A 25,521-nucleotide genomic window follows, 5' to 3' on the forward strand; every position below is an offset into this window, starting at 1 on the left:
CACGGTCCGAAGTCGGATGATGGCCGGTATCAAAGGCAAGAACACCAGACCGGAGCTGATAATTCGATCCGCGCTGCACAGGCGCGGATTCCGGTTTCGCCTGCACCGCAAAGACCTGCCGGGAAAACCCGACCTTGTTTTTTCAGGCAGGGGCGCGGTGATCTTCGTTCACGGTTGTTTCTGGCACGGCCACGACTGCCATCTGTTTCGCTGGCCTAAAAGCCGGGAAGAGTTCTGGCGCGGGAAGATCGGGAAGAACATGGAGCGCGACCGGGTTCAGTATAAGACCCTGATCGAGACGGGATGGCGCATCGGAACCGTTTGGGAATGCGCCCTAAAGGGCAAAAACCGCCTGCCCTTCGAAAACGTTGTCGATCAATGCGCCATGTGGTTGAAATCAGATATAAGAACACTGGAGGTGAGCGGTGATAAAACGCGGGCAACTGTCTGACTATTTCGAAGGTGTAGGGGTCAAGCGCCTGTCTGCCGTGGATGCCGAGCCGACGACATCGAACCAGCATGAGGTTGGCACGACGAAGAAGATGCGGGACGACTTCCTGGGTGAGAACCATCAAGAGAAGTTCCCAGCGATCTATATTTGGCTGGGCGGTGATCAGGAGGGTTTCACCGAGGAGAGCTGGGCCACGCACTACGACGCGCGCCTCAACAAGCCCCGTGCTGCCGAATGGCGGCTCTACTACCCTTCCAATCCCGTCACGGTAGCCATGAAGGCCGGAGATACCCTGTTCCTTGCCAAGGACCAGAGCGGCGTCCTGTGGTTCATCGTGGCCCCGGAGGGGTCCACCAGCGAGCAGCAACTCTTCTGGCTGTTCGGCCTGCGCCCGGAAGGCAAATCGTTTGTATCGCGCGAGTTCTCGAACGAGGAGCCGGAGCTGGACTTTGCGGCCCGCTTCATCCTGGATGAAATCGGCGTCGAGTTCGAGGAACCCGAGGCCGACAAGCTGGACAGCATCATCGAGAAGTTCGGCACCACTTTCCCGAAGACGGCAGAGTTTTCCGATCTTGCCCGCCTCACCCTGCCCGAGGTCCGCGCCGAGGACGACCCGGATGCAGCACTTATCGCGTGGCTGGACCATGAGGAGGCGCTGTTCCGGCGACTGGAGCGCAAGGTTGTATCATCGCGGATCGAAGCCGGGTTCGTGGTTAACAGCGGCACGGACGTTGACGGCTTCATCAGTTTTTCCCTAAGCGTGCAGAACCGACGCAAATCCCGCATGGGGCATTCACTGGAGAACCATCTGGCTGCTGTTCTCAGGGCGCACGACGTCCGGCATGTCCGGGGCGCGATGACAGAACACAAGCACAAGCCCGACTTCCTGTTCCCCGATCTGGAGACCTACCAGGCAGCTCCAGCTGAGGGCGACGCACGCCTGACGATGCTGGGGGCCAAATCCACTTGCAAGGATCGCTGGCGGCAGGTTCTGGCTGAGGCCGAGAAGATCAGCCGCAAACATCTTCTGACGCTGGAACCGGGGATTTCAGAGCCACAGACCGACCAGATGGAGGCGTCCAGCCTTCAGCTCGTGGTCCCCTCCCCTGTTCACAGCAGCTATACAGATGCGCAGCGCGGCTGGCTGTGGTCAGTTGGGGATTTCATCAATGAGGTTCGGGCGCGGCAAGGCTGAAACGCTGGTATGTCGCTGTGGTTGCTTCAGAGATATGCCCAGAACGTCGCAGCAGCCATCAAAGGCATCCTATCTAACGCATAGCTATCCACGCCTAAAAGCTTAACCGGAGAACCACATACATGCTGACGATTAGTTCTGACATCAATTTGGTCAAACGGGCATTCGGTACATGGCGTTCGGCTCTTCTAGAGGAGGGAAGCACCACATAGCTCTGAGTATAGCGCACGCCCTTAGTCTGCTGAATGCGCGAGAGGATCTCTGTTCAAGACTGGCAGGTCCAGAGCAGCGCAGTTTGAGGACCAGGCAGGTATCTCCGGCGACGGTGTGTATTTCTTCGACATCAGCCAGATTCCGCAGCGCCAGGATTGGCTCGCTCATGCCCCAGCCCTCAGTTGTGACATGTACGAAGGCCAAAAGTGGGCAACCGATCTTTTCGCCGTCGATCTTCGCAACCGTTCCCTGAATATACGGTGGCCTTCTATGGCAGCTTTGCCTTCTTCGGCGAAGGCGTGCGGCAGGCCTTTGGACTTTCCGCGTAAGGCACCGGAGTATTCGTGTTGGCCTATGGGCTAGGCTTTGGGCTGGCCGGGATCGGGCTTAGCATGGTGGCGCCAAGAATCACGCGTAGCTACCTCGTGCTAATCCTCCTCGCCATTGCAACAAGCTATGAGCTGTCCGTGCGGGCCTTTGTCGCGCGACGGAACGGGCAGACGCGGGGCGCAACAAAGTTGACTGAAAAAGCCAGGACGGCGCGCACAGGCGCGTCCGTGTCAACGCTCGGCGGTGTATCCAAGCGCGGACGAAATCGCAGAGGCCGCAGCAACCAGATGCGGGCTGAAGGCATCCAGCTCTTCGCGTTTGACGCGGGTGTCGGGGCCGGACACGCCAATCGCACCGGCCAGATCGCCATTGGGTCCAAGGATCGCACAGGCACAGGCCGCGATTCCGGCGCGCCATTCCCCGTGCGGCACCACGGCAAAGCCGGTCGCCCGCACCTCTTCTATGGCGCGATGAAGCTGGTCCATTGTCGTGATGGTGGTCGGCGTAAAGCTTTGAAACCGGTTGTGATAGCGTTCCAGATAGGCATCGGGCATCCGCGCCAGCATCGCCTTGCCTGTCGCCATCGTATAGGCTGGCGCGCGTTGACCCACATGGGTGTGGGCGCGGATGTGGTGGCTGCTTTCGATCTTGTCCAGATAGACAACGTCCATGTCGTCCAGAACCGACAGGTGCACCGTTTCGCCGGTCAGCGCCGCCAGACGTTCCATTGCAGGGCGCGCCACCTTGGTCAGGTCCAGCCGCCGGATCACATGGCTGCCCAGCTCCCAAATCTTGGTGCCCAGTGCATAGGTGCTGTATTGCGGGTCCTGATGGACATATCCCTGTGCCACCAAGGTCGCCAACAGCCGGTGCACGTTGCTTTTGGTCAGGCCCAGTTCGGCAGCAAGCTCGGTGACGCCGCGCGGCTTCTCGCTGTGCGCAAGCGCTTCGATCAGGCGCAACCCCTTGATAAATGCCTTGTCCATGACAGTTCTGTTACCTTGAATATCACGCTGTGAACAGTGCATCGCGCAACAGGGTTCCGTAACGAAATGGCGGCCACAGGACATCGCCCCGCAGCCGCCGATCCTGTCATCTGCCGGTTATTTCGCCAGCAAGCTGTTCAGCTGCTCCTGACCGTACTCTTCGTTGGTCATGTTGCCCGATGGAGCCTGCGCGCCCCAGAATTCCGGGCTCCATTCGATGGCTTTTTCCACGTTCTCGGGGTTGTTCGCCCAATACTTGCTGATCTCGGGATCGGCCTTTTCAAAGACCAGCGGCGACGGCAGGGCCACCGGATAGGTCGATGTCAGCTCTGCCGCCAGATCGGCGTCCAGACGCCACGACAGCAGCTTCAGCGCGTTGTCGTAGTTCGGCGCATCCTTGGGGATCGAGAAGAAATCATAGTAGACAAAGCCCTGGTTCCACTCGACCTCGATCGGTGCACCGTCCAGCGCCAGAAGCGATGTTGAACCGGTATAGGCCATGCACATATCGGCCTCGCCATCCAGCAAAAGCTGCGGCGGCTGTGCCGAGGTTGTCCACCACTTAGTGACGTGGGGCTTGATCTCTTCCAGCTTTTTCAGCGCGCGTTCCATATCCAGCGGATACAGGTCCTCTTTGGCCACCCCGTCGGCCATCAGCGCGGCCTCCATGGTAAACCGCGGCCATGCTGGAAGACACCGTTCGCCGGGGAAATTTTCGACATCCCAGAAATCGGCCCAGCTTTGGGGAACGTCGTCACCGGTGTAGACATCGGTGTTATAGACCAGACCCACACCAATTACCTGCAAGGCCACGCCCTTGGGACGTTTCAGGTTGTCGGGCATGGTGGCCAGCGTTTCCTTGGCGCTGTCCGACAGCTTGTCATAATCAATGTCGGCAAGACAACAATCGCCCAGCAGGTTGACCTCCTGGTCAAAGATGAACGTCAGATCCCACTCGGTCTTGCCCGCATCCACCTGCGCCTTGATCCGGGGGCCGGACCGCGCCTCTTGCACCGTGATCACGTCAATACCGGTCTCGTCTTCAAAACCGTTGTACATCACCGACTGCAAGGCATCGCCATAACTGCCACCCGGGTCCTGCATGATCACTTCACCATCGGCCGACGCCAGCTGAACGCCGCCCGTCAGTAGGGCAGCGGCGGCAAGCACCGACAGGCCCATTTTTCTAAATTCAGTAATAAACATTTTCTTCTCCTCCTCCTGTGTTGTCGTTGGGTCGTTCAAGTGTCGGCGCGGGCCCGGGCAAAGACCGGACGCGCCAATATGATGCCACCAACGACCAGCAGAACCTCGAGCGTCGACACGACAGCCAGAACCGGATTCAGTTGATAGTTGATGTCGCCCCACAGCATCAGCGGCAGGGTCTTCATGCGGGGGCTGGACAGGAACAGCGTCAGCACCAATTCGTCAAAGGAATGCAAAAAGGCAAAGAACACCGCAGCCCCCAGACCGGGCGCAATCGCGGGCAATGTCACCTTGCGAAACACCGTCAGCGGCGACGCGCCATGCACTGCGGCCCCTTGTTCAAGCTTGCGGTCGACCCCTTGCAAGGCCGCCGCAACAATCACCACCACGATGGGAATGCCACCGATGGAATGGGCCGCGGCCAGCCCCCAATAGGTACCTACCATGTCGAATTTCAGAAACAGGCTGTACAGCGACAGGCCCAGCACCACGGGCGGTACGATGATCGGGCTGACCAGCAACAGCATCAGCGTGGACTTGCCCCGGATCGAACTGCGCACGATCCCCATTGCCGCCGTCGCACCCAGCGTGACCGAGATTCCGGCGGACATGATGGCGATGAACAGTGAATTCCAGAACGCCGACATCCAGTTGCGGTCGGAAAAGAATTTCTCGTACCAGCGCAGCGAATATTCGGTCGGTGGAAAGGTCAGGTAGCTGGCTTTGCTGAACGAGATGATCATGACGACGACGATGGGCAGGACCAGCGTCGCAATCACGCAAATGGCCAGAACCCGCACGGTCCATTCGCCCCAGCGGGCATTCAGCGCACCCAGCCCGCGCAGCAGCGGCCAGCCGATCCTGTCGGCAATCGCATTCTTTATCCCGCCGCGTGCCGGTGTCACGCGGGCCACGTCGTGCCGCGCCTTGGGCATCGGGCCTTTACGCTCGCCGCCCCAGATAAATTCGAACCCCAGAAAGCGCCCTGCGACGGCCACAACAACCAGCGTCAGCACCAAAAGCACAACGGCCAAAGCCTGCAAGAACCCCTCGCCGGTGATCGAATCCGCCTGTTGGGTGATGTGCATGGCAAACATCATGTCACCCGGTCCGCCCAACAGGCTGGGCGTAATGAAAAAACCCAGCGCCTGAACAAAGACCAGAAGGAAACCGGCACCAACACCGGGCAAGGTGAGCGGCAGCAGCACCCGCCAGAATGCGGCCAGCGGCCCCGCGCCATTCGCCATCGCCGCGCGCACCAGCGCCGGGTCCAGCCGTGACAAGCTGGAATAGATGCTCAGCACCATGATCGGCAAAAGCACTGCCGTCATACCCAAAAGCACGCTGCCGCGGTTGAACAACAGGCCGACAGGCTCGTCAAAGGCGCCAATCCAGACCGCAAATTTGTTGATCGGCCCGTTGCGCCCCAACAGCACCATCCAGGCATAGGTGCGGATCAGGATCGCGATGAAATAGGGCAGGATGATCGCCATCGCCACCAGCACCTGCGTGATCCCCTTGGTGCGCTGGATCAGCAGGGCCGCGGGGTATCCGATCAGCGCGCACAACAGCGCCACGGTCAGCGCGATGTTCATCGTCCGCACCAGCGAATCGAAATACAAGGGCACCGACAGCACCCGCTGCAGATCGGCCCACCACGGATCACCTTCGACGCTGGTCTGCATCAGGTCGATCAGCGGCAGCAGGTACATGAACCCCAGAAAGGCAAAGGCGGGGATCAGCAACAGCGCCGGATCTTTCAGCCGTTCCGACAGGCTGCGAGAGGGAGTAACCCCCGGGTTACCTTGGTGCGTATCCGTCTGTGTCATGCCAGAACCCACCCGTCCGACATGCCCCAGCTGACATGTACCATGCTGCCGGGCGCAGGCAGTGTCTGACCGGCACTGTCGGAACAGCGCACCAGCAGCGTCTCGCCGCTGTCCAGCGTCACTTCGATCCGCAGGATTTCACCCAGGAACAGCGCCGATTTCACACGTGCCGGAATCGATTCCTGACCCGGCATATCGGACAGGATCAGCCTTTCGGGACGCACCAGAACCGTTACGTTGCGGCCCGAGACTTCCTCGGGTGCCGGGCTGCGGAAAGTGTGGCCGGTCTTAGTGCGCAGAACCAGCGCCGCACCTTCACGGCGTACGATCTCGGCGTCGATCAGGTTGCTTTCCCCGACAAAGCCCGCGACGAAGCGGTTGCAAGGCTGGCGATAGATGGTTTCGGGGCGATCCACCTGGATGATGCGCCCCGCGTCCATGACGGCAATGCGGTCCGACATGGTCAGTGCCTCGCTCTGGTCATGGGTGACAAACAGGAACGTGCTGCCGATAGTCCGGTGCAGGTCGCGGATTTCCATCTGGATGGATTCGCGCAGCCGCCGGTCCAGTGCACTCAGCGGTTCGTCCATCAAAACGACCTTTGGCCGCATGACAATCGACCGCGCAATCGCGACCCGCTGCTGCTGGCCGCCCGACATTTCCGAGGGCATCTTGGCCGCTGAATCCGAAAGCTGCATCATCTCCAGCGTTTCGGCGACCCGCCGGTCGCTGTCGGCGCGGCTGATCCCTGCCATCCGCATCGGAAAACTGACGTTCTGCGCCACCGTCATGTTGGGAAACAGCGCATAACTTTGAAACACCATGCCGAACCCGCGCTTGTGGACAGGCACGTTCTGGATCGGCTTGCCATCGACACGGATTTCGCCGCCATCGACGCGTTGGAATCCGGCAAGCAGGTTCAGCAAGGTTGTCTTGCCGCTGCCCGAAGGACCCAGAAGCGTCACGAACTCTCCCGGCTGGATGTCCAGACATATGCGGTCCGCTGCCACGAATGCACCGTATCGTTTCGTTACATTCTCGATCGTGATCCCCGAGCCGATGCCCGCACGCGACACGTCATCGCATCGGGCGTCAGCACCGCCGGGCACAACAACAGGGTCTGCCAGCTTCAATGTCATCTTATCCTCCCTAGTGTTCCATATTATAGAACGCTATTCCGAATACGATCATTGTATCGAAAAAATCACCTGTCAATCCCCTAGCTGACCACTTAAAACGTTGCTGCGCTGCGGCAAATTTGAGCGATTGACAAATTTCCCTCTGCCTGAATACCTTGTTGTTGAAATGTTGTTCCACAATACAGAACAACAGGGACCAAAACGCACCAAGCAGCAGGCGAACCGAAATGCTAACGAATGTGGACAGTCTGGTGGACAGGCTCAGGGACGGAATGCGGATCGCCGTGCCCGTCGATTACGCCGGCGTTGCGATGGCATTTACCCGTCCCATGATCGCACGCGGGCTGCGTGATCTTGACCTTGTCTGTGTCCCGACCGGCGGCTTGCAGGTGGACCAGCTGATTGGCGCGAACTGTGTGCGGTCGGTGGAAACCAGCGCCGTCAGCCTGGGCGAGGCCGGTGGCGCCCCCCGGTTCAACGCGGCTGTGAAAGAAGGGCGCATTCGCGTCATTGATGCCACCTGTCCCGCCGTTCACGCGGGCCTGATCGCGGCGCAAAAGGGATCGCCGTTCTTCCCGATGCGCGGCCTGATCGGAACCGACGTTCTGCGCAACCGCCCCGACTGGAAAATGATCGACAATCCCTTTGCCGATCAGGGCGATCCGGTGGTGCTGATTCCGGCGATCAAGCCCGATGTCGCCATTTTCCACGCGCCCATGGCCGACCGCGCGGGCAACGTCTGGATCGGGCGGCGACGTGAACTGGCGCCGATGGCCTATGCCGCGACCGACACCTATGTCACCGTTGACCGCATCGTGGACGACAACCTGCTGGCGGATGAGACAACCGCCGCGGGGGTTCTGCCCGCCTTGTATGTGTCGGGCATTGCCCATGTGCCGCAAGGGGCGTGGCCCTACGGCCTGTGGGGCGTTTATCCGGCGGATACCGACGAGCTGAAACGCTATGCCGCCGCCGCCCGCACGCAAGAGGGGTTCGACGCCTATATGGCCGCGACCGACACCCGGAACGACGCACACCCATGACACACGCCGACACCCCCGTCCTGCCCAGCGAAACGCTGATCACCGCCATCGCCGCCCTGCTGGCCGATGTGCGTCACGTGGCTGTTGGCGCATCCTCTCCGATGCCCGCCGCCGGTGCCATGCTGCGCCAGGCGCTGGATGAACAGACACGCCACGTGCGCCTGTCGATCCTTGGGTCTGTCGCGCACAACTTTTTCACCAACGGATCGGGCGAACTGTTCGATTGTGCCGGACAGGGACGTATCGACGCCTTTTTCCTGGGCGGCGGGCAGATCGACGGACAGGCGAACGTCAACCTTGTCGGCGCGGGCGATTATCCGCAAAGCAAGGTCCGCTGGCCCGGCTCTTTCGGGTCAGCCTATCTGTATTTCGTCGTGCCCCGCGTGATCCTGTTCCGCGAAGAACACAGCCCCCGCGTGATGGTCGAACAGGTCGATTTCATCTCGGCCCCCGGTGTCAGCCCGCCGGATGTGTATCGTCCCGGCGGCCCCGTCGCGCTGTTGACAGGCAAGGCGCTGTTTTCCTTTGACAAAACGCGGCCCGGCTTCACCCTTGTCTCGGTCCACCCCGGCGAAACGCTCGAGACGATCCGCGACGCGACCGGCTTTGACTTTGACCACCCCGACGAGGTGCCGCAAACCCCCGCGCCCGATGCCGCCACGCTTGCCTTGTTGCGCGGTCCGGTTCTGGACAAGCTTGCTGAAACCTACCCGGCCTTTGCCGAAAACTGGCGGCGCGATCTGGCCGCCCAAACCCAACACAGCTGAAACCACGGCCCGTTGCGGGCCGCATATCCCGATTGAACGGAGAACTGCATGACGCCCACCGGCTCCCTTTCCAACCTCAAGGTCATCGACGCCAGCCGAGTGCTTGGTGGGCCCTATTGCGGCCAGATCCTGGCCGACCACGGCGCCGATGTGATCAAGCTGGAACCGCCAGCCGGTGACGAAACCCGCGGATGGGGTCCTCCCTTTCTGGACGGGGCGGCAAGTTATTTTCAGGGTCTGAACCGCAACAAACGCGGCATTGCGGTGGACATCTCGCAACCGGCAGGCCGCACATTGTTGCTGGAACTGCTGGCCGATGCCGACGTGTTCCTGGAAAACTTCAAGACCGGCACGCTGGAACGCTGGGGCCTGGGCACCCAAGAGTTGCAGGCGCGGTTTCCAAAGCTGGTCCATTGCCGGGTGTCGGGCTTTGGCGCCGACGGTCCGATGGGCGGCCTGCCCGGCTATGACGCGGCGATCCAGGCGGTCTGTGGCATCATGAGCGTCAACGGTGAACGCGGTGGCGATGCCACGCGCGTGGGCCTGCCTGTCGTCGACATGGTCACCGGCCTGAACGCGGCGCTGGGTGTGTGCATGGCGCTGAACGAACGCGCAACCAGCGGGCACGGCCAGTTCATCGAAACGACCCTGTACGATTGCGGCGTGTCGCTGTTGCACCCGCATCTGCCCAATTACTACCTGTCCGGCAAGGTCGCAGCCCCCACCGGGAACGCGCATCCCAACATCTGCCCCTATGACACCTATCAGACCAAAACCGCACCGCTGTTCCTGACCGTCGGCAACAACCGCCAGTTCGCCAAGCTCTGCGAAGGCATCGGCAACCCCGCGCTGGCCACGGACCCCCGCTTTGCCAGCAATGCCGACCGGCTGGCCAATGCCGACGCGCTCAAGGTGGAGCTGGAAACCGCGATGTCGGAGTTTGACTGCGCGCCCCTGTCCGAAAAGCTGATCCGCATGGGCGTGCCCTGCGGCGCCGTACGGACCATCGACGAGGTCGTGGCCGACCCGCATACGACACACCGTGAAATGATCGTGGACATCGGCAATTATCGCGGCACCGGCAGCCCGATCAAGATGTCGCGCACGCCCGTCAGCTATCACAGCGCACCGCCCCGCTTTGCCCAGCACACGGTCGAGGTGATGGCCGAACACGGGCTGGACCTGGAGACCTACCGCGATGTGCTGCCGGGGCTGGACCCCGTAGCCGCACCCGAGAAAGCTTAGGACAGCTGCATGACAACGCATGATAGAACGCCTCTGACCATCGGCATCATCGGTGACGGGTTCATGCAGCCCGCACTGTTCCGCAAGGCGCTTGAAGCCCGGCTGGGGGACCGCGAGATCACCTTCCGCGAGCTGGAACTGGATTGGCCGCTGCATGTCAAATCGACCAAGGTCGATCCTGATCTGCCCGTGGGGGAATTCGTCGGCAGGCCCGAGGATTACTTTGACTTCCTGTCAGATCTGGACCTTCTGGTGACCCACCTTGCGCCGATCACCGCGCACAGTCTGGACCATGCGCCCGGACTGAAGCTGATCGCCGTGTCGCGCGGCGGGCCGGTGAACATCGAAATGCCTGCCGCCCGCGACCGCGGCCTGAGCGTGGTCAACACACCGGGCCGCAACGCATCGGCGGTGGCGGAATTCACCGTGGCCTCGTTGCTGGCGGAAACGCGCAACCTGATCCGGGGGCATCTGGCGGTGAAAAGCGGGTCGTTCAACCGCGACTATTACCACTATGACAATGCAGGCCCGGAGCTGGGCGAACTGACCGTTGGCATCGTCGGCTATGGCGACATCGGCACCCGCGTCGCGCGGCTGTTGCAGCCCTTCGGGTGCGAGATCGTGATCTATGACCCGTTCAAACCGCTGACCCCCGAGGAAACCGCCGCAGGCTTTCGCAAGGCCGAACTGGACGCGCTGCTGGCCGATGCGGATGTGGTCACGCTGCACCCGCGCGTGACGCCCGAAACCATCGGCATGATCAGCCGCGAGCGGATCGCGGCGATGAAACCCGGCGGCTATATTGTGAACACCACGCGCGGGCAGGTCCTGGACTATGACGCGCTGTATGATGCGCTGGTCTCCGGGCATTTGCGCGGTGCCGCACTTGATACCTTTACCCCCGAACCGCCGCCCGCCGACATGCCGTTGTTGCAACTGCCTAACGTCACCCTGTCGCCGCATATCGCCGGTGCCTCGCGGCTTTCTGCGAAAAAGGCCGCCACCGTGATCGCAGAGGACATCGCGCGTTTTCTGGCGGGCGATACGCCCCACAACCTGTGCACCTGAGGATAGAGACATGACCGACCAAGAGCTGACCTTGCGAACCGAACTGATCGAAGCCTGCCGCGCGATGAACGGGCTGGGCATCAACAAGGGCACGGCGGGCAACATCAGCGTCCGCCACGGCGACGGCTTTCTGATCTCGCCCACCGGCATCCCCTATGACAAGCTGCGCCCCGAACATGTGGTTGCGATGAATTGGGACGCCTCGTTTACCGGCGACGTGCTGCCGTCCAGCGAATGGCGCTTTCACCGCGACATCCTGCAAGCGCGTCCCGAGCTGAACGCCGTTGTGCACACCCATTCGACCAAGGCGACCAGCGTGTCGGTACTGGGCCGTGACATCCCGGCCATCCACTATTCGATTGCGGCCGCCGGCGGGGACAGCATCCGCTGTGCGCCCTATGAGCTGTTCGGCACGCAGGAACTGGCCCACGAAGTCGTCAAGGCGCTGGAGGGCCGCCGCGCCTGTCTGATGGCGCATCACGGCGTGATCGCGGCACATGTGTCCATTGCCCGCGCGCTGGCGCTTGCGGTCACCGTCGAAGAGCTGGCGACGCAATTGCTGGCGTTGCTGCCGATGGGCGAACCGCCGGTTCTGTCCGAGGCGCAGATCGCCGTAGTGCTTGAGAAATTCAAGACCTACGGCCAGCAGACTCCCGAGGTTCAAGAAGGTCTGCGACATGCGTCGTAACACGTGGCCCCTGTGATCCTGTGCCTGGACAGCGGCACGACGGCGGTCAAGGCCGCCGCCTTTGATGCTTCGGGACAGCTGCTGGCGCATGTGGATTTGCCCAACACTGCGCTGACGCGCACTGGCTTGCGGGTTGAACAGGACATGGATGCCTCGCGCGAACTGGCGGTACGGGCGCTGCGCGATTGCATGGCGCGCACGCCCGGTCACGCACCCCGGGGGCTGATCCTGACGGGACAGGGTGACGGGCTGTGGCCGCTGGATGCAGACGGCCAGCCGGTCGGGCCTGCGATGACATGGCTGGACGGCCGGGCGCGGGGGCTGGTCAGCGAACTGGGCAGTGCACTGGACCGGATCGAGGACATCACCGGATCGCGCCCCACCGCTGCCGCGCAAAGTCTGCAACTGCTTTGGCTGCAACGCCATGAGCCTGACCGTTTTCAGCGGATCGCAAAAATCCTGCGGCTGAAGGACTGGTTGTTTTACGCCTTCACCGGCACCCTTCAGGCCGAGCCAAGCGCCGCCTTGCCGGTCTGGGGCAGCTGGCGCGATGGCAGCATGTCGGCAGAGATACCAAAGGTGCTGGGACTGACCCGTGGCATCGACGTTCTGCCCGAATTCGCCCCCGTGGGCCAATGCCGCGCGCCATTGTCGGCGTCCGCAGCGCAGGCTTGCGGCCTGCCTGAGGGTCTGCCGGTTCTGATGGGGCCGGGTGATGTGCAGGCGACGCTGATTGGTCTGGGGCTGGGCACACGTCCCGAAGTCACCCGTGCTTCGGTCTTTGGCACCAGTGCGATTCACGCCTGTCTGCTGGATGATCCCGACACGATGCCACAGAAACCACGCGGGGCGATGGTACAGCAATTCGTGCTGGGCGACGGGTTCCTGTGCTTTCACCCCTGTTTTAACGGCGCGACCCTGTTGCAGCATTTGCAGGGACAGTTCCGCGACCTGCCATCGTCGGTGTCACCTGCGTATTCAGGGCTGGTGGTGCATCCTTTCTTTGAGCCGGGCGGCGAGCGCGCACCATGGACGGACCCGCAGGCCAGCGCCGCCCTGTTCGGGCTGAGTGCGGCCACCACACCGCAGCAGATTGCATGGGCCGGACGCGAGGCGCTGGCCTTTGTCGCGCGGGTCAGCCACATGATGATGGGTGCCGCTCAAGGCGCATTGTCGCTGGGTGGCGGGCTGGCGCGGGATGCGAATTTCGCGCGGTTTCTGGCAACCTGCCTGGGCACGCCGGTGGTGCGCAGCCCGACTGCCCACGCGGGCCCGCGCGGGCTGGCCGCCATCGCAGCGCCCCATCTTCTGGACGCATCCCCCGCCGACGTCGCGGCCCATTGGATCGGCCCGTCCGAAGACCGCATCACACCCCAATCCGGCCCGGTCGCGCGCTATGCGGATGCAAAATTTGCATCCTTCCGCGATCTGGTCGACACAACATCACCCCATTGGGCGGCATTGTCCGACATCGCGGACGCCGCTGCACATCTGAACGAGGACACACCATGAAAATCGGCGCCGACCTGCTTTGCGATACCCTGCTGGCCAACGGAATTGACACCTGCTTTGCCAATCCGGGCACCTCTGAAATGCACTTTGTCGCGGCACTGGACCGCCAGCCAGCGATGCGCTGCGTGCTGGGCCTGTTCGAGGGCGTGGTCACGGGAGCCGCCGACGGATACGCCCGTATGGCGGAAAAGCCCGCCGCGACCCTGCTGCACCTGGGGCCGGGGCTGGCGAACGGGCTGGCGAACCTGCACAACGCGCGGCGTGCCGGCAGCCCGATGGTCAACGTCGTCGGCGATCACGCGACCTATCATCTGGAGCTTGACGCGCCGCTGACCTCGGATATCGAAAGCCTGGCGCGGCCGATGTCACATTGGGTCGGACGCGCGGACAGCCCCAAAATGCTGGACTCCACCGCCGAGGACGCAATCCGCGCCGCCTGTACCGCGCCGGGCCAGATCGCCACGCTGATCCTGCCCGCCGATGCCTCGTGGGGGGCCGCCCCGGCTGGCGATCCGGTGGCCATTACGCCGCCGCAACCCACGGCACCGGAAGCCGCGCGCATCACACAGGCCGCCACCGCCCTGCGCAACGGGCGCAACACCACGATCCTGATCTCGGGCAAGGCGTTGCGCGATGCCGAACTGGACACGCTGGACCGCATTGCACAAAGCAGCGGTGCCCGGCTGATGGCACAGCAGTCGAACGGCCGCATGATGCGCGGCGCGGGCCGGATTGCCCTTGATCGGGTGCCCTACAAGGTCGATCTGGCCCTTGCGACCTTTGCCGAAACCGAACAGGTCATCCTGATCGGAGCAAAGGCGCCGGTCGGCTTTTTTGCCTATCCCGGAAAGCCCGGCAAGATGCTGCCCGAAAGCTGCGAGGTAATCGACATGGCCGATGCAGGCAGCGATCTGCCAGCGGCCATTGCTGCGCTTGCGGATGAATTCGGGGTGGCAAACAGCCCGGCCCCGCGCCATGCGTCCCGCGCCAAGCCGGATATGTCGGGCGGTGCGCTGACGCCGGATGCCATCGCCGTCGCCCTGGCCCATCATATGCCCGACAATGCCATCGTCTGTGACGAATCCGTGACCTCTGGACGTGACTTCTTCCGCCACACCTATGGCGCGGCGCCCCATGATTTCCTGCAACTGACCGGTGGGGCCATTGGTGTGGGCATGCCGCTGGCCACCGGTGCCGCTGTCGCCTGCCCCGATCGCAAGGTGATCACCCTGCAAGCGGACGGGTCCGGGATGTACACGGTTCAGGCGCTGTGGACGCAGGCGCGCGAAGAACTGGATGTGGTCACCATCGTCTTTGCCAACCGCCGCTATCAGATTCTGCATGGCGAGCTGAAGGACGTGGGCGCAGGCACCGCCGGTCGCAATGCCAGCCGGATGCTGGATCTGGACAACCCTGCGCTGGACTGGGTCAGCCTCGCACGGGGCATGGGTGTCGAGGCCGCCAGCGCCAGCACCGTCGAAGAATTCAGCGACCTGCTGCGCGCGGCCTGCCAGCGCCGTGGCCCGTTCCTCATCGAAGCCTTGATATGAAAGGGCCTGTCGCCATGTCCAACGTCCGCCGCGTGCCGCATTGCAGCCATTGGGGCGCCTATACGATCCTTGTCGATGACAACCGGATCGTGGGCGTCGAGCCGTTCGGCCCCGACCCTGCCCCGTCGCCGATCATCCATTCCGTGGCCGAATGGACCAAGAGCGATCGGCGCGTTTTGCAGCCGCTGGTGCGGCAGGGCTGGCTGGAGGACCGCGGCGCAAGTGACGGGCGCAAGCGCGGTTCGGACCGGTTTGTGCCGGTCAGCTGGGACGAGGCGACAACGCTGGTCTCGGACGAGATTTCGCGCGTGGCGCGGGACTATGGCAATGCCTCGATCTTTGCGGGGTCCTATGGCTGGACCAGTTGCGGGCGCTTTCACCATGCCTCGACCCTACTCAAACGGATGTTGAATCTGGTGGGTGGCTATACCGGCCACGTCGACACCTATTCGATTGCCGCGGGGCCGGTCATCCTGCGGCACACGCTGGGCAACGAAAGCGCCTGTGGCGGCGGGGCCAACACGCTGGACAATATTGCCGAACACACCGAGACGCTGGTGGTGTTCGGCGCGATGTCGCCACGCACCTCGCAGAGCGAGGCGGGGGGCATCGGCACCCACCAGCTGGAAACCCACCTGCGCCGCATCGCCGAACGCCGGGTCAAGGTCGTGCTGGTGTCGCCCTTGCGCGATGATCTGCCCGACTGGCTGAACGCCGAATGGATGCCGATCCGGCCCAACACCGACGCCGCGCTGATGCTGGGGCTGGCCGGTGAAATCGTCGCCGCCGGACGCCACGACCGTGATTTTCTGGACCGCTGCACCAGCGGTGCCGACACGCTGCTGTCCTATCTGACCGGGACGCAGGACGGGGTTGTCAAAGATGCGGGTTGGGCCGCCGAAATCACCGGACTGGATGCCACCGCGATCCGCACCCTTGCCGCGCAGCTGGTCGACAGCCGCAGCATGTTGACCGTCAGCTGGAGCCTGCAACGCGCCCATCACGGCGAACAACCGTTCTGGGCCGCCCTGGGGCTGGCCGCGATGATCGGCCAGATCGGCCTGCCCGGTGGCGGTGTCGGCTATGGCTATGGCTCACTTGGCGGGGTCGGTGCGCCGATCCAGACAGGGAAGTCTCCGGCGATGAGCAGGGGCATGGATGCGATCCGCAGCTTTATCCCAGTGGCGCGGGTCACCGACATGCTGCTGAACCCCGGTACCCCGTTCACCTATCAGGGCGAGACCCGCAATTACCCCGATGCGCGGCTGGTCTATTGGGCAGGCGGCAACCCGTTCCACCACCATCAGGACCTGAACCGGCTGAGCGAGGCATGGACCCGTCCCGAGACCATCATCGTACAGGACCCGATGATGACCGCCACCGCCCGCCGCGCCGATATCATCCTGCCTGCCTCGACCTCGCTCGAACGCAACGACCTCGCGGGAAACCGGCGGTCGGATTATATCCTTGCCATGCATCAGGCAGTTGCCCCGATGGGTCAGGCGCTGTCGGATTTCGAGATTTTCAGCCGCATTTCGGAAAAGCTGGGCGTCAGGGCGGACTTTGACGAAGGCCGCGACGAAATGGGGTGGGTGCGGCACCTGTATGACCTCAGCCGGACCGATGTGCGGGAGCGGCTGGACTTTGACATGCCCGACTTTAACACGTTTTGGGAGCAGGGTTTCGCCGCCTGCCCGACCCAGCACAATCACACCTATCTGGCCAACTTTCGCGCCGACCCGCAGGCCGCGCCACTGGCCACGGAAAGCGGCAGGATCGTGTTGGGCAGCGCCGCGCTGGCGCAGCTTGGCTATGACGATTGCCGCGCCCATCCCGCATGGATTCCGCCCGCCGAATGGCTGGGGGCACCGGGTGCGTCCGACGCTCTGCACCTGCTGTCCCACCAACCCAAAGGGCGGCTGCACAGCCAGCTGGAAACCGGCCCATCCAGCCGCGAGGAAAAACGCAACGGTCGCGAACAGGTGCGCCTGAACCCCGATGACGCCACCACGCGCGGTATCACCGACGGACAAACCGTGCGCCTGTGGAACGATCGCGGTGCCTGCCTTGCCACGGCGCGGCTGACCGCCGACCAGCGCCCCGGCGTCGCCGTGTTGCCCACCGGCGCGTGGCTGACCGAACAGGCCGAGGGGCCGGAACTGGCCGGCAACCCCAACGTGCTGACGCTGGATGTCGGCACCTCGCAATTCGGACAGGGCTGTTCCGCGCAGACCTGTCTGGTTCGGATCGCTCCGCATGACGACAATCCGGGCGATGCCATCGAAATCTATCAGGCGCAACTGACTGCGCTTTTGACCTGAGAAAGGACAACCATGACCAACACATCCATCAGCCGCTTTCCAGTGCCCGAGATCAAGGACCTGCCCGAGGATCTGCGCGACCGCATTCTGGCGGTTCAGGAAAAATCGGGGTTCGTGCCGAACGTCTTTCTGACGCTGACCCACAGACCGGAAGAATTCCGCGCCTTTTTCGCCTATCACGACGCCCTGATGGACAAACCCGGTGACATCACCAAGGCCGAGCGTGAAATGATCGTGGTGGCCACGTCGAACGCCAACCAGTGCCAATATTGCGTGGTCGCCCATGGCGCGATCCTGCGCATCCGCGCCAAGGACCCCCAGATTGCCGATCAGGTAGCGATCAACTACCGCAAGGCCGAAATCACCCCGCGCCAGCGTGCAATGCTGGATTTCGCCATGAAGGTTTCGGCCCGCGCCTACGAGGTCGACGAGACCGACGTGGAAACGCTGAAATCACATGGGTTCAGCGAGGAAGACATCTGGGACATTGGCGCGATCACCGCGTTTTTCGGCATGTCCAACCGGCTGGCCAACCTGACCAGCATGAAACCCAACGCTGAATTCTACAACATGGGGCGCTAGGACATGGCCATTGGATACCAACAGATGCTCGACGAAGCCGATGCCAGTGTGACCTCGGTCGACGCTGCGGATATGGCCGCGCAACTTGGTGCGGAGGATATCGTGATGGTCGACATCCGCGACCCCCGTGAACTGGAACGCGAAGGCATGATCCCCGACGCCTTTCACGCCCCGCGCGGGATGCTGGAGTTCTGGATCGATCCGGCCAGCCCCTATCACAAGCCGCGTTTTGCCGAGGGCAAAACCTATGTGTTCTATTGCGCCTCGGGCTGGCGGTCGCTGCTGGCCGCAAAAGTGGCGCAGGAAATGGGTCTGGACGCCCGCAGCCTGCGCGGCGGATTCAGCGGCTGGAAATCTGACGGCAACCCTGTCGGCGAGCTGCAAAAGCGGGCACGTTGATGCACACAGACCAGGGATCTCCGCGCATGAGCATCTATGACACCGATCTGGACCGTTGTCCGGCCAACCACCAACCGATGTCGCCCCTGTCCTACCTGGAACGGGCGGCGCTGACCTATCCCGAGCGTGTGGCGGTGATCCACGGGCCGGACCGGATCAGCTATCGCCAGCTTTGGGAAAACTGCGTGCGGCTGGGCTCGGGCCTTGTCGGGCTGGGCATCGGTCACGGGGACACGGTTTCGGTGCTGTTGTCGAATACGCCGCCGATGATCGAGGCGCATTATGGTGTCGCCATGGCCAAGGGCGCGGTTCTGCATTCGCTGAACTACCGTCTGGACGCCCGTGCCATCGCCTTTCAGCTGGACCATGCGGAATCCAAGGTTCTGATCGTCGACCGCGAGTTTTCGGATCTGGCCGCCGAAGCCCTGAGCCTGATGACATCCTCCGCGCTGCCTGTCGTGATCGACTATGACGATCCGGCCTACCCCGACGATGCCCCCTATCCCAAAGGGCCGCTGATCGGGATCATGGACTATGCGGCACTGCTGGCCTCGGGGTCGGCTGACTATGTGGCACCGCCCCTGCGCGATGAGTGGAACGCGATTTCCCTGAACTACACCTCTGGCACCACCGGCAACCCCAAAGGGGTCGTCTGCCACCACCGCGGTGCGGCGCTGATGGCACTGAACATGGTGATCCATGGCGAGATGGGGCGGCACCCCGTCTATCTGTGGACGCTGCCGCTGTTCCATTGCAACGGCTGGAGCTTTTCGTGGAGCGTGGCGGTTCAGGCGGGCACCCATGTCTGCCTGCGCTGGGTCCGTGCCAAACCGATCTATGATCTGATCGCGGACCACGGCGTCACCCATCTGTGCGGCGCGCCGATCGTCATGACGACACTGTTGAACGCCGCCGATGCCGACAAGACACCCTTTGCCCACACGGCAACCTTTATCACCGCTGCCGCACCGCCCCCTGCCGCCGTGCTGGAGGCGATGAAAGCTGCCGGGTTCGAAATGCAACATATGTACGGGCTGACCGAGACCTACGGCCCCGTGGTCATGAACGCCTGGCAGGACAGCTGGGATGCCTTGCCGCTGGCGGATCAGGCCGCCTACAAGGCGCGTCAGGGCGTCCGCTTTCTGTCGCTGTCCCAGGCCGATGTGCGCGATCCCAAGACGCTGGAGCCTGTTCCGCGCGATGGAGAAACGCTGGGCGAGGTGATGCTGCGCGGCAATGTCGTGATGAAGGGATACCTGAAAAACCCCGCCGCCACGTCAGAGGCCTTTGCCGGGGGCTGGTTTCACACCGGCGATCTGGGCGTGATGCACCCCGACGGGTATATCCAGCTCAAGGACCGTTCAAAGGACATCATCATTTCGGGGGGCGAGAACATCTCGTCTATCGAGGTCGAGGACGCGATCTTTGCCCATCCGGCTGTGGCCCTCTGTGCAGTCGTGGCCATGCCCGACGCCAAATGGGGCGAGCGTCCCGTGGCCTTTGTCGAACTGCGCACCGGACAGGTGATTCACGAAAGCGACCTGATGGACCATTGCCGCGCAACCCTTGCGCACTTCAAATGCCCCGCAAAGGTGGTGTTCGACGAACTGCCCAAGACTTCGACCGGCAAAGTGCAAAAATTCGTGCTGCGCACGCGGGCGAAACTGTTGGCCGAACAGGCGATGGCCAGCTGACCTGCGCATCACATCCAAAGGAGACCCCGATGCAAGACACCCCCGCGCTGCCCGACACCGGCCTTGTGGACCGTCTGGCATCCGCCCTGCCACCCGAGGCTCTGCTGACGGGCAGCGCCATCGACCCGCGCTATCAAGAAGACCGCCGCGACCGGCTCTCCGCCAGCCCGCAGTTTGTCCTGCGCCCTGCGGACACGGCCCAGACCGCAACCGCGCTGGCGCTGTGTCACGACGCGGGGCAACCGCTGGTGATCCAGGGCGGGCGCACGGGGCTGTCCGGTGCGCATCGCATTGCCGAGGGCGAGGCGGTTCTGTCGCTGGAACGGATGACCGACGTGGGTCCCGTGGACATGGACAGCGCCACCGTGCTGGCGGGGGCCGGTGCGCCGTTGCAGACGGTGCAGGTTGCGGCGCAGGACGCCGGTCTGTTCTTTGGCGTCGACATCGGCGCGCGCGGGACCGCGACCATCGGTGGAAACATCGCCACCAATGCGGGTGGCATCCGCGTGCTGCGCTATGGCATGTTCCGCGCGCAGGTTGCCGGGCTGGAAACCGTGCTGGCAGACGGCACGGTGCTGTCGTCGCTGCGTGGTCTGGCCAAGGACAACACCGGCTATGACCTGAACCAGCTTTTCATCGGCGCCGAGGGCACGCTGGGCGTGGTCACCCGCGCATTGCTTCACCTGCACCCCCGCCCGCAGACAGAGTTGAACGCGCTGCTGGCCCTGCCGTCACTGCCTGCGGCGCTGGCGCTGCTTCAGCGGGCGCGACAGGGGCTGGGCGACGTGGTGTCGGCCTTCGAGGTGATGTGGAAAGACACCTATTTCGGCATCTGTGCCCACCAGAACCGCCAGCCCCCGTTGGGCACGACCGCGCCGTTTTACGTCCTGATCGAATGTCAGTCCGCCGACGCAGGCCCCGCCGTGGCCGACCGGTTCACCCAGGTCCTGATGCAGGCGCTGGAGGATGATCTGGCGCTGGATGCCATCGTGAGCCAATCCAACCGTGAATTCGACACCCTTTGGGACATCCGCGATGGTGCTGCCGATTTCGTGCGCGGGCTTGATGGTGTGGCCAATGGCGATATCAGCATTCCGCTGAACCGGATCGAGGCCTTTGCCCAGGCCAGCCAGACCGCGCTGCGCCAGATTGACCCCGATGCCGGATTTTACATGTTCGGCCATCTGGGCGACGGCAACCTGCATTATGTTTTCACAACACAACACAAAGCCGCCGCGCTGGAAAAGCTCTATGCCCTGACCGCCGAATATGGCGGATCGATCTCGGCCGAACACGGGATTGGTGTGGACAAGAAGCCGTGGCTGGGGTTGTCGCGCAGCCCGAACGAACTGACCGTCATGCGACAAATAAAGCGTATTCTTGACCCTAAAGCGATTCTAAATCGCGGGCGCCTGTTCGATCTCTAAAAGGACACGACTTCCGCCACCAAATCACTTGCCTGCAAAATTTTTTGTGTCGATCCGTCATTTGAATGCGGCGACCATTTTCCGCGGCAGCCATGAAGCGGAGCGACAGAAAGCTCCTCGAGCTTCGTATAACGTTCATCTAAGCAAAAAAGCAAAGCCGAAAGGAAATGGCCATGAAACGTTTCATTCTCGCCGTCACTGTATCAATGATCGCCCTGTCAGGCGCAGCGCAGGCTGACCCTCCGAGGAAAGATAACAGCCACCGCGGCGACGTGGTGCAGGCTGAACCTCAGAAGAAAGATAGTAACAACCGTGGAAATGCGGTGCAGGCCGCCCCTGGGCAGGTCAAGAAGCAAGAGACCAGCAAGCAAGCGCCCAAGTCCAGTGCCCGTCGCTTCGCGCCCGGACAGCGTATGCAGGAAGGCTACAAGTCCTTTGCGAACTTCCGCGACTACAATCTGCCCGATCCTGGCCGCGGCTATCGCTACGTTCACTATGAGAACGACGTCTATAAGATCTCGACAGAGACCGCTGTTGTCGCTGCGGTGATCGGTGCGCTGTCTGCACTGCGTTGATCTGAGTAACGGCAGGGGCGGTCGGATCTTCGCCAAACTAACCAGCGAATCCGTCCAATGCCTCAGGATACCATGAGAGACTGTGACGATGAGACCTTGTTGGTGGCTTATGGCCAGGGTGATATGCGGGCCGCCCGGACCCTGACGCTTCGCTTGACGCCAGTGGCCTAGTCTTCTGTATCATTCATGGACCGGCGCTTCCCTTACGAGCTTTGTGGAAAACATCCCGTGTGAGGGGTCTGGTTCCTTACACAGGTTGCATATTAGAAGTTCCACCATTTGTCTACTATGACCATCACCATTTGCTCACTAGGTAGCTCACCATTTGTGCAACAAATGGACTTTCAGGTGTCAACTTGCCAACCCCGCATCGACCAACCCTTTACGATCCGGCAAATCGCGGAGGCTCTCCATAGTGTCAGTACCCATTGATTTTGGCCAAGCAGCCCAATTCTTCGTTCAACAAGCGGGCTGTGACATGTCTGATCTCTTCTACCGGACCACACCGCACCAACTTATTGGGCTGGAAGTAAACTAGCCATTGACCAACCGGATGGGCCGTCTCGCTATTGCGTCCCGGCTTTCGCCGGTAATACAGTTCGACCGAGGTACGGCACCTCAAGCGCAACACCCAAAAATCTAACGGCGTTGTCCAACTTCGTATATCCTATACCTCCACCATGACCTTGGTGCCAATCCGGTGAACCTTTGGATTTGTCTCAAAAACGTCCCAAAGTATGGATTCGGTCAGGACCTCCCCGGGCGCCCCCATTGCCACGACCCGCCCGTCTTTCATCGCGACGATCCGGTCAGCATAGGCAGCTGCGTAATTGATGTCGTGCAGCACGATCACGATGGCCCGGTCGTGGCGCAGTGCCAAGTCTTGCAACACCGCCATAAGCGCGCGCGACGCGGAGATATCAAGGTTGTTCAAAGGCTCGTCCAGCAGGACATAATCTGTATCCTGTGCAAAGGTCATTGCCACTTGTGCGCGTTGCCGCTGGCCACCCGATAGACTGCCCAACCGCCGCTCTGCGAGCGGCAGTAACCCAAGGGCAAGGATCGCTTCCTCGACCTTTTCGCGGTCACGCTGGTCGGGTCGTCCCTTGTGATAGGGGTAGCGGCCAAAGCTGACCAGCTCGCGCACCGTCAACAAAGGCGCGGTGTCGTTACTTTGCGGCAGTATGGCCAGCTTGCGGGCCAGAACGTCGTTGGGACAACGGCCTATTTGCAGGTCGTCCACCATAATCTTTCCCCGCTGAATGGGCAGCAGGCGGGACATCAACGACAGCAGCGTTGACTTTCCGGCTCCGTTCGGACCGATCAGCGCGGTCACCCCGCCCCTATCGATGGACAGATTGATATTCCACAGCGTCGCGACACCGTCCCTGTCGTGGTTCAGATCAGTGATCACAATCATCTGCGTTTTCTCCGCAACAAAAGACCCAGAAAAACCAGACCACCGATCACATCGACGACGACGATCAGCGGCGTGCTCAAATTCAACAGATGCTCTAACACAAGCTGTCCACCGACCAGCGTGATCGCGCAAACCAAAGCCGCCGAGGGAAGCAACAGACCGTGCGTTTCTGTCGGCGTGATCTGGCGTGCGACACTGACCACCAACAGGCCAAGAAAGGCCAGCGGCCCCACCAAAGCAGTCGAGACCGAAACCAGCACCGAAACAATGACCAGAACCTGAAATATCCCCCTACGCGGGTCTACGCCCAGATTGATGGCGGTATCCGGCCCCAACGCGAGTACATCGAGCCCGTGCCGCATTCTCCAAGTCGCAAGCAGAGCCGCACAGGTCAGAGTGGCCGCGATGGCCAGCAGCGGGAAGTCGATCCTGGAAAACCGTGCAAAAGAGCTGAACTGCACCACCACATAATCGTTGGGATCAATCATGCGCTGGATAAACCCCGTGATCGAGCGGAACAGTCCTGCAAATACTATCCCCGTCAGGATCATTCGAAACATGTCGCTTCGCGCCCGTCCCAGCAGGGTTCCGAACAGGATCAGGGCCACCCCCATCATCAGTGCGGTGTTCAGCAGAAACTGCCCTGTCTCGGGCAGGCGGACAAACTCTTGCGCGCCAAGCGTGAAAACCGACACTGACAGGATCAGCAGGTACAGCGCATCAAACCCCATTACCGAAGGGGTAAGGATGTGGTTCTGAGTCACGGTCTGAAACAGGACGGTCGCCGTTGAAACTGACATGGCGACAAGTAGCAAAGCCGCCAGCTTATTGCCGCGAAACGACAGCACGAATGCCCAATTGCCCCGCGACCCCAGCAGCATATAGCCGGCAACGCAAACGCCAAGCAGCAGCGCAAGAACGCAAATCCGTTTATGAGGCATGACGTTTAGGCGCATAGAGCAACCACAAAAACAAGACGGCACCGATGACACCGAACACCGTTCCCACCGGAATTTCATAAGGGTAGCGCACGATGCGCCCCAGAATGTCACTTGCCAGAACCAGTACAGCTCCGCTCATTGCAGTCAGCGGTAAGCTGTGGCGCAGATTGTCACCAGCCAACCGTGAAACGATGTTGGGCACGACCAGCCCGACAAAAGGGATCATGCCCACGGTGACGACAGTCAGCGCGGTCACCACAGAAATTGCCAACAGCCCTAGGATCATCGTCTGGGTGTAGTTTAAGCCCAGATTGATGCTGGCCGAACGGCCCATGCCGACAATCGCAAACTGATCGGCAGCCAAATAGCAAAGCCCTGCAACCAGCGCGACAAGCCAAAGCAATTCATACCGCCCCTGCAAGACACCGGAGAATTCTCCATTCATCCATATTTCGACGTATTGCAATAAATCGGCCTGATAGGCGACAAACGTGACACAAGCGCCGATAATCCCGCCATAGATCAACCCGACAAGTGCAACCAGCAGGGGTTGCGTAGGCGGCAATCGGTGGACGATGGCCAGAAATCCCGCACCCCCGACCAGTGCCGTAAACGACGCCATTACCATTTTCACCAGAATAGAGGCGGCAGGCACATATAAGGTCACCAGCAAGATACCCAACGCGGCCCCCTGCCCTGTACCCGCTGTCATCGGCTCTACAAATCTGTTGCGCACCAGCATCTGCATGATCGCACCACTCACCGCCAACGCCCCGCCCGAAATCACCACCGCAATTGTCCGTGGTGCGCGGCTGATCGCCATCAGTTGCAGAGCTTCGGGGTCTGATCCCAGTGCCGCCCAAGAGATGTCGATGACGCCGACAAAAAGAGATGCCAGCGACAACACGATCAGCGTCAGGCCAAGTGCAATTGCCATCGT

Annotated in this window: 22 protein-coding genes; 15 read left to right on the forward strand and 7 right to left on the reverse strand. The window is 61.9% G+C overall.

Going from position 1 to position 25,521, the window contains the following annotated elements:
• The first annotated feature begins 19 nt into the window (after positions 1-19).
• Together SULPSESMR1_RS21850 and SULPSESMR1_RS21855 are read left to right on the forward strand one after the other, a co-directional pair.
• Complete coding sequence (locus tag SULPSESMR1_RS21850; RefSeq protein ID WP_250161492.1) at positions 20-451, forward strand: very short patch repair endonuclease; 432 nt, start codon at positions 20-22, stop codon at positions 449-451.
• Positions 426-1,646 carry a type II restriction endonuclease gene (locus tag SULPSESMR1_RS21855; RefSeq protein WP_240311378.1) on the forward strand — a complete coding sequence of 407 codons (1,221 nt, stop codon included), beginning with the start codon at positions 426-428 and terminating at the stop codon, positions 1,644-1,646. Before SULPSESMR1_RS21850 ends, SULPSESMR1_RS21855 begins: the two co-directional genes overlap by 26 nt.
• A 773-nt stretch (positions 1,647-2,419) precedes the next feature.
• Here SULPSESMR1_RS21855 and SULPSESMR1_RS21860 read toward each other — a convergent pair.
• From SULPSESMR1_RS21860 to SULPSESMR1_RS21875, 4 genes are all read right to left on the reverse strand, one after another.
• Positions 2,420-3,175: an IclR family transcriptional regulator gene (locus tag SULPSESMR1_RS21860; protein ID WP_089423175.1), complete on the reverse strand. Its 756-nt coding sequence runs from the start codon at positions 3,173-3,175 to the stop codon at positions 2,420-2,422.
• Between the two features lie 117 nt (positions 3,176-3,292).
• Positions 3,293-4,381, reverse strand: coding sequence for an extracellular solute-binding protein (locus SULPSESMR1_RS21865; protein ID WP_089423176.1), 1,089 nt, complete (start codon positions 4,379-4,381; stop codon positions 3,293-3,295).
• Between the two features lie 35 nt (positions 4,382-4,416).
• Positions 4,417-6,210 (reverse strand): ABC transporter permease subunit, encoded by a 1,794-nt coding sequence (locus SULPSESMR1_RS21870; RefSeq protein ID WP_089423177.1) that lies wholly within the window; start codon positions 6,208-6,210, stop codon positions 4,417-4,419.
• Positions 6,207-7,349: an ABC transporter ATP-binding protein gene (locus SULPSESMR1_RS21875; RefSeq protein WP_089423178.1), complete on the reverse strand. Its 1,143-nt coding sequence runs from the start codon at positions 7,347-7,349 to the stop codon at positions 6,207-6,209. Before SULPSESMR1_RS21875 ends, SULPSESMR1_RS21870 begins: the two co-directional genes overlap by 4 nt.
• Positions 7,350-7,576: 227 nt before the next feature.
• Here SULPSESMR1_RS21875 and SULPSESMR1_RS21880 point away from each other — a divergent pair, with 227 nt between their 5' ends.
• The 13 genes from SULPSESMR1_RS21880 (at position 7,577) to SULPSESMR1_RS21940 (ending at position 22,220) form a co-directional block, all read left to right on the forward strand.
• On the forward strand, positions 7,577-8,392 hold the full coding sequence (locus SULPSESMR1_RS21880) for a CoA transferase subunit A (RefSeq protein WP_089423179.1): 816 nt from the start codon (positions 7,577-7,579) through the stop codon (positions 8,390-8,392).
• Positions 8,389-9,159, forward strand: a complete 771-nt coding sequence (locus SULPSESMR1_RS21885; RefSeq protein ID WP_089423180.1) for a CoA transferase — start codon at positions 8,389-8,391, stop codon at positions 9,157-9,159. The genes SULPSESMR1_RS21880 and SULPSESMR1_RS21885 overlap by 4 nt, the downstream gene beginning before the upstream one ends.
• A gap of 48 nt (positions 9,160-9,207) precedes the next feature.
• Positions 9,208-10,404 carry a CaiB/BaiF CoA transferase family protein gene (locus SULPSESMR1_RS21890; RefSeq protein WP_089423181.1) on the forward strand — a complete coding sequence of 399 codons (1,197 nt, stop codon included), beginning with the start codon at positions 9,208-9,210 and terminating at the stop codon, positions 10,402-10,404.
• A gap of 9 nt (positions 10,405-10,413) precedes the next feature.
• The gene (locus tag SULPSESMR1_RS21895; protein WP_089423182.1) at positions 10,414-11,472 is read left to right on the forward strand and encodes a 2-hydroxyacid dehydrogenase; all 1,059 of its coding nucleotides are present in this window, start codon (positions 10,414-10,416) and stop codon (positions 11,470-11,472) included.
• Between the two features lie 10 nt (positions 11,473-11,482).
• Positions 11,483-12,160, forward strand: a complete 678-nt coding sequence (locus tag SULPSESMR1_RS21900) for a class II aldolase/adducin family protein (RefSeq protein ID WP_089423183.1) — start codon at positions 11,483-11,485, stop codon at positions 12,158-12,160.
• A gap of 3 nt (positions 12,161-12,163) precedes the next feature.
• Positions 12,164-13,672 carry an FGGY family carbohydrate kinase gene (locus SULPSESMR1_RS21905; RefSeq protein WP_089423184.1) on the forward strand — a complete coding sequence of 503 codons (1,509 nt, stop codon included), beginning with the start codon at positions 12,164-12,166 and terminating at the stop codon, positions 13,670-13,672.
• Positions 13,669-15,222 carry an acetolactate synthase large subunit gene (locus SULPSESMR1_RS21910; RefSeq protein WP_089423185.1) on the forward strand — a complete coding sequence of 518 codons (1,554 nt, stop codon included), beginning with the start codon at positions 13,669-13,671 and terminating at the stop codon, positions 15,220-15,222. The genes SULPSESMR1_RS21905 and SULPSESMR1_RS21910 overlap by 4 nt, the downstream gene beginning before the upstream one ends.
• A gap of 14 nt (positions 15,223-15,236) precedes the next feature.
• The gene (locus SULPSESMR1_RS21915) at positions 15,237-17,543 is read left to right on the forward strand and encodes a molybdopterin-dependent oxidoreductase (RefSeq protein WP_089423186.1); all 2,307 of its coding nucleotides are present in this window, start codon (positions 15,237-15,239) and stop codon (positions 17,541-17,543) included.
• Positions 17,544-17,555: 12 nt separating this feature from the next.
• Positions 17,556-18,125 carry a peroxidase-related enzyme gene (locus tag SULPSESMR1_RS21920; protein WP_089423187.1) on the forward strand — a complete coding sequence of 190 codons (570 nt, stop codon included), beginning with the start codon at positions 17,556-17,558 and terminating at the stop codon, positions 18,123-18,125.
• Positions 18,126-18,128: 3 nt separating this feature from the next.
• Entirely contained in the window at positions 18,129-18,524 is a 396-nt protein-coding gene (locus tag SULPSESMR1_RS21925) for a rhodanese-like domain-containing protein (RefSeq protein WP_089423188.1), read from the forward strand.
• 26 nt (positions 18,525-18,550) lie between these two features.
• On the forward strand, positions 18,551-20,218 hold the full coding sequence (locus tag SULPSESMR1_RS21930; protein WP_089423255.1) for an acyl-CoA synthetase: 1,668 nt from the start codon (positions 18,551-18,553) through the stop codon (positions 20,216-20,218).
• A 29-nt stretch (positions 20,219-20,247) separates the two neighbouring features.
• Complete coding sequence (locus tag SULPSESMR1_RS21935) at positions 20,248-21,645, forward strand: FAD-binding oxidoreductase (protein WP_089423189.1); 1,398 nt, start codon at positions 20,248-20,250, stop codon at positions 21,643-21,645.
• A gap of 173 nt (positions 21,646-21,818) precedes the next feature.
• A complete protein-coding gene (locus SULPSESMR1_RS21940; RefSeq protein ID WP_089423190.1) occupies positions 21,819-22,220 on the forward strand; it encodes an RcnB family protein in 402 nt (133 codons plus the stop codon).
• 667 nt (positions 22,221-22,887) lie between these two features.
• On the opposite strand, the gene SULPSESMR1_RS21945 is transcribed toward SULPSESMR1_RS21940, so the two are convergent.
• Genes SULPSESMR1_RS21945 through SULPSESMR1_RS21955 form a run of 3 tightly spaced genes read right to left on the reverse strand, consistent with a single transcriptional unit; the run spans position 22,888 to position 25,518 of the window.
• Entirely contained in the window at positions 22,888-23,640 is a 753-nt protein-coding gene (locus tag SULPSESMR1_RS21945; protein ID WP_089423191.1) for an iron ABC transporter ATP-binding protein, read from the reverse strand.
• Complete coding sequence (locus SULPSESMR1_RS21950) at positions 23,637-24,581, reverse strand: iron chelate uptake ABC transporter family permease subunit (protein WP_089423192.1); 945 nt, start codon at positions 24,579-24,581, stop codon at positions 23,637-23,639. Before SULPSESMR1_RS21950 ends, SULPSESMR1_RS21945 begins: the two co-directional genes overlap by 4 nt.
• The gene (locus SULPSESMR1_RS21955; RefSeq protein ID WP_089423193.1) at positions 24,571-25,518 is read right to left on the reverse strand and encodes an ABC transporter permease; all 948 of its coding nucleotides are present in this window, start codon (positions 25,516-25,518) and stop codon (positions 24,571-24,573) included. The genes SULPSESMR1_RS21950 and SULPSESMR1_RS21955 overlap by 11 nt, the downstream gene beginning before the upstream one ends.
• Between the last annotated feature and the right edge of the window lie 3 nt (positions 25,519-25,521).

The sequence above is a fragment of the Pseudosulfitobacter pseudonitzschiae genome (assembly GCF_002222635.1).
GTDB classification, from domain to species: Bacteria; Pseudomonadota; Alphaproteobacteria; order Rhodobacterales; family Rhodobacteraceae; genus Pseudosulfitobacter; species Pseudosulfitobacter pseudonitzschiae_A.

Excerpts from the sequence above, each read along its gene's own strand:
- SULPSESMR1_RS21850 (WP_250161492.1), top strand. The coding sequence starts at position 20 with ATGGCCGGTATCAAAGGCAAGAACACCAGACCGGAGCTGATAATTCGA.
- SULPSESMR1_RS21860 (WP_089423175.1), bottom strand. The coding sequence starts at position 3,175 with ATGGACAAGGCATTTATCAAGGGGTTGCGCCTGATCGAAGCGCTTGCG.
- SULPSESMR1_RS21865 (WP_089423176.1), bottom strand. The coding sequence starts at position 4,381 with ATGTTTATTACTGAATTTAGAAAAATGGGCCTGTCGGTGCTTGCCGCC.
- SULPSESMR1_RS21870 (WP_089423177.1), bottom strand. The coding sequence starts at position 6,210 with ATGACACAGACGGATACGCACCAAGGTAACCCGGGGGTTACTCCCTCT.
- SULPSESMR1_RS21875 (WP_089423178.1), bottom strand. The coding sequence starts at position 7,349 with ATGACATTGAAGCTGGCAGACCCTGTTGTTGTGCCCGGCGGTGCTGAC.
- SULPSESMR1_RS21880 (WP_089423179.1), top strand. The coding sequence starts at position 7,577 with ATGCTAACGAATGTGGACAGTCTGGTGGACAGGCTCAGGGACGGAATG.
- SULPSESMR1_RS21885 (WP_089423180.1), top strand. The coding sequence starts at position 8,389 with ATGACACACGCCGACACCCCCGTCCTGCCCAGCGAAACGCTGATCACC.
- SULPSESMR1_RS21890 (WP_089423181.1), top strand. The coding sequence starts at position 9,208 with ATGACGCCCACCGGCTCCCTTTCCAACCTCAAGGTCATCGACGCCAGC.
- SULPSESMR1_RS21895 (WP_089423182.1), top strand. The coding sequence starts at position 10,414 with ATGACAACGCATGATAGAACGCCTCTGACCATCGGCATCATCGGTGAC.
- SULPSESMR1_RS21900 (WP_089423183.1), top strand. The coding sequence starts at position 11,483 with ATGACCGACCAAGAGCTGACCTTGCGAACCGAACTGATCGAAGCCTGC.
- SULPSESMR1_RS21910 (WP_089423185.1), top strand. The coding sequence starts at position 13,669 with ATGAAAATCGGCGCCGACCTGCTTTGCGATACCCTGCTGGCCAACGGA.
- SULPSESMR1_RS21915 (WP_089423186.1), top strand. The coding sequence starts at position 15,237 with ATGTCCAACGTCCGCCGCGTGCCGCATTGCAGCCATTGGGGCGCCTAT.
- SULPSESMR1_RS21920 (WP_089423187.1), top strand. The coding sequence starts at position 17,556 with ATGACCAACACATCCATCAGCCGCTTTCCAGTGCCCGAGATCAAGGAC.
- SULPSESMR1_RS21925 (WP_089423188.1), top strand. The coding sequence starts at position 18,129 with ATGGCCATTGGATACCAACAGATGCTCGACGAAGCCGATGCCAGTGTG.
- SULPSESMR1_RS21930 (WP_089423255.1), top strand. The coding sequence starts at position 18,551 with ATGAGCATCTATGACACCGATCTGGACCGTTGTCCGGCCAACCACCAA.
- SULPSESMR1_RS21935 (WP_089423189.1), top strand. The coding sequence starts at position 20,248 with ATGCAAGACACCCCCGCGCTGCCCGACACCGGCCTTGTGGACCGTCTG.
- SULPSESMR1_RS21940 (WP_089423190.1), top strand. The coding sequence starts at position 21,819 with ATGAAACGTTTCATTCTCGCCGTCACTGTATCAATGATCGCCCTGTCA.
- SULPSESMR1_RS21945 (WP_089423191.1), bottom strand. The coding sequence starts at position 23,640 with ATGATTGTGATCACTGATCTGAACCACGACAGGGACGGTGTCGCGACG.
- SULPSESMR1_RS21950 (WP_089423192.1), bottom strand. The coding sequence starts at position 24,581 with ATGCCTCATAAACGGATTTGCGTTCTTGCGCTGCTGCTTGGCGTTTGC.
- SULPSESMR1_RS21955 (WP_089423193.1), bottom strand. The coding sequence starts at position 25,518 with ATGGCAATTGCACTTGGCCTGACGCTGATCGTGTTGTCGCTGGCATCT.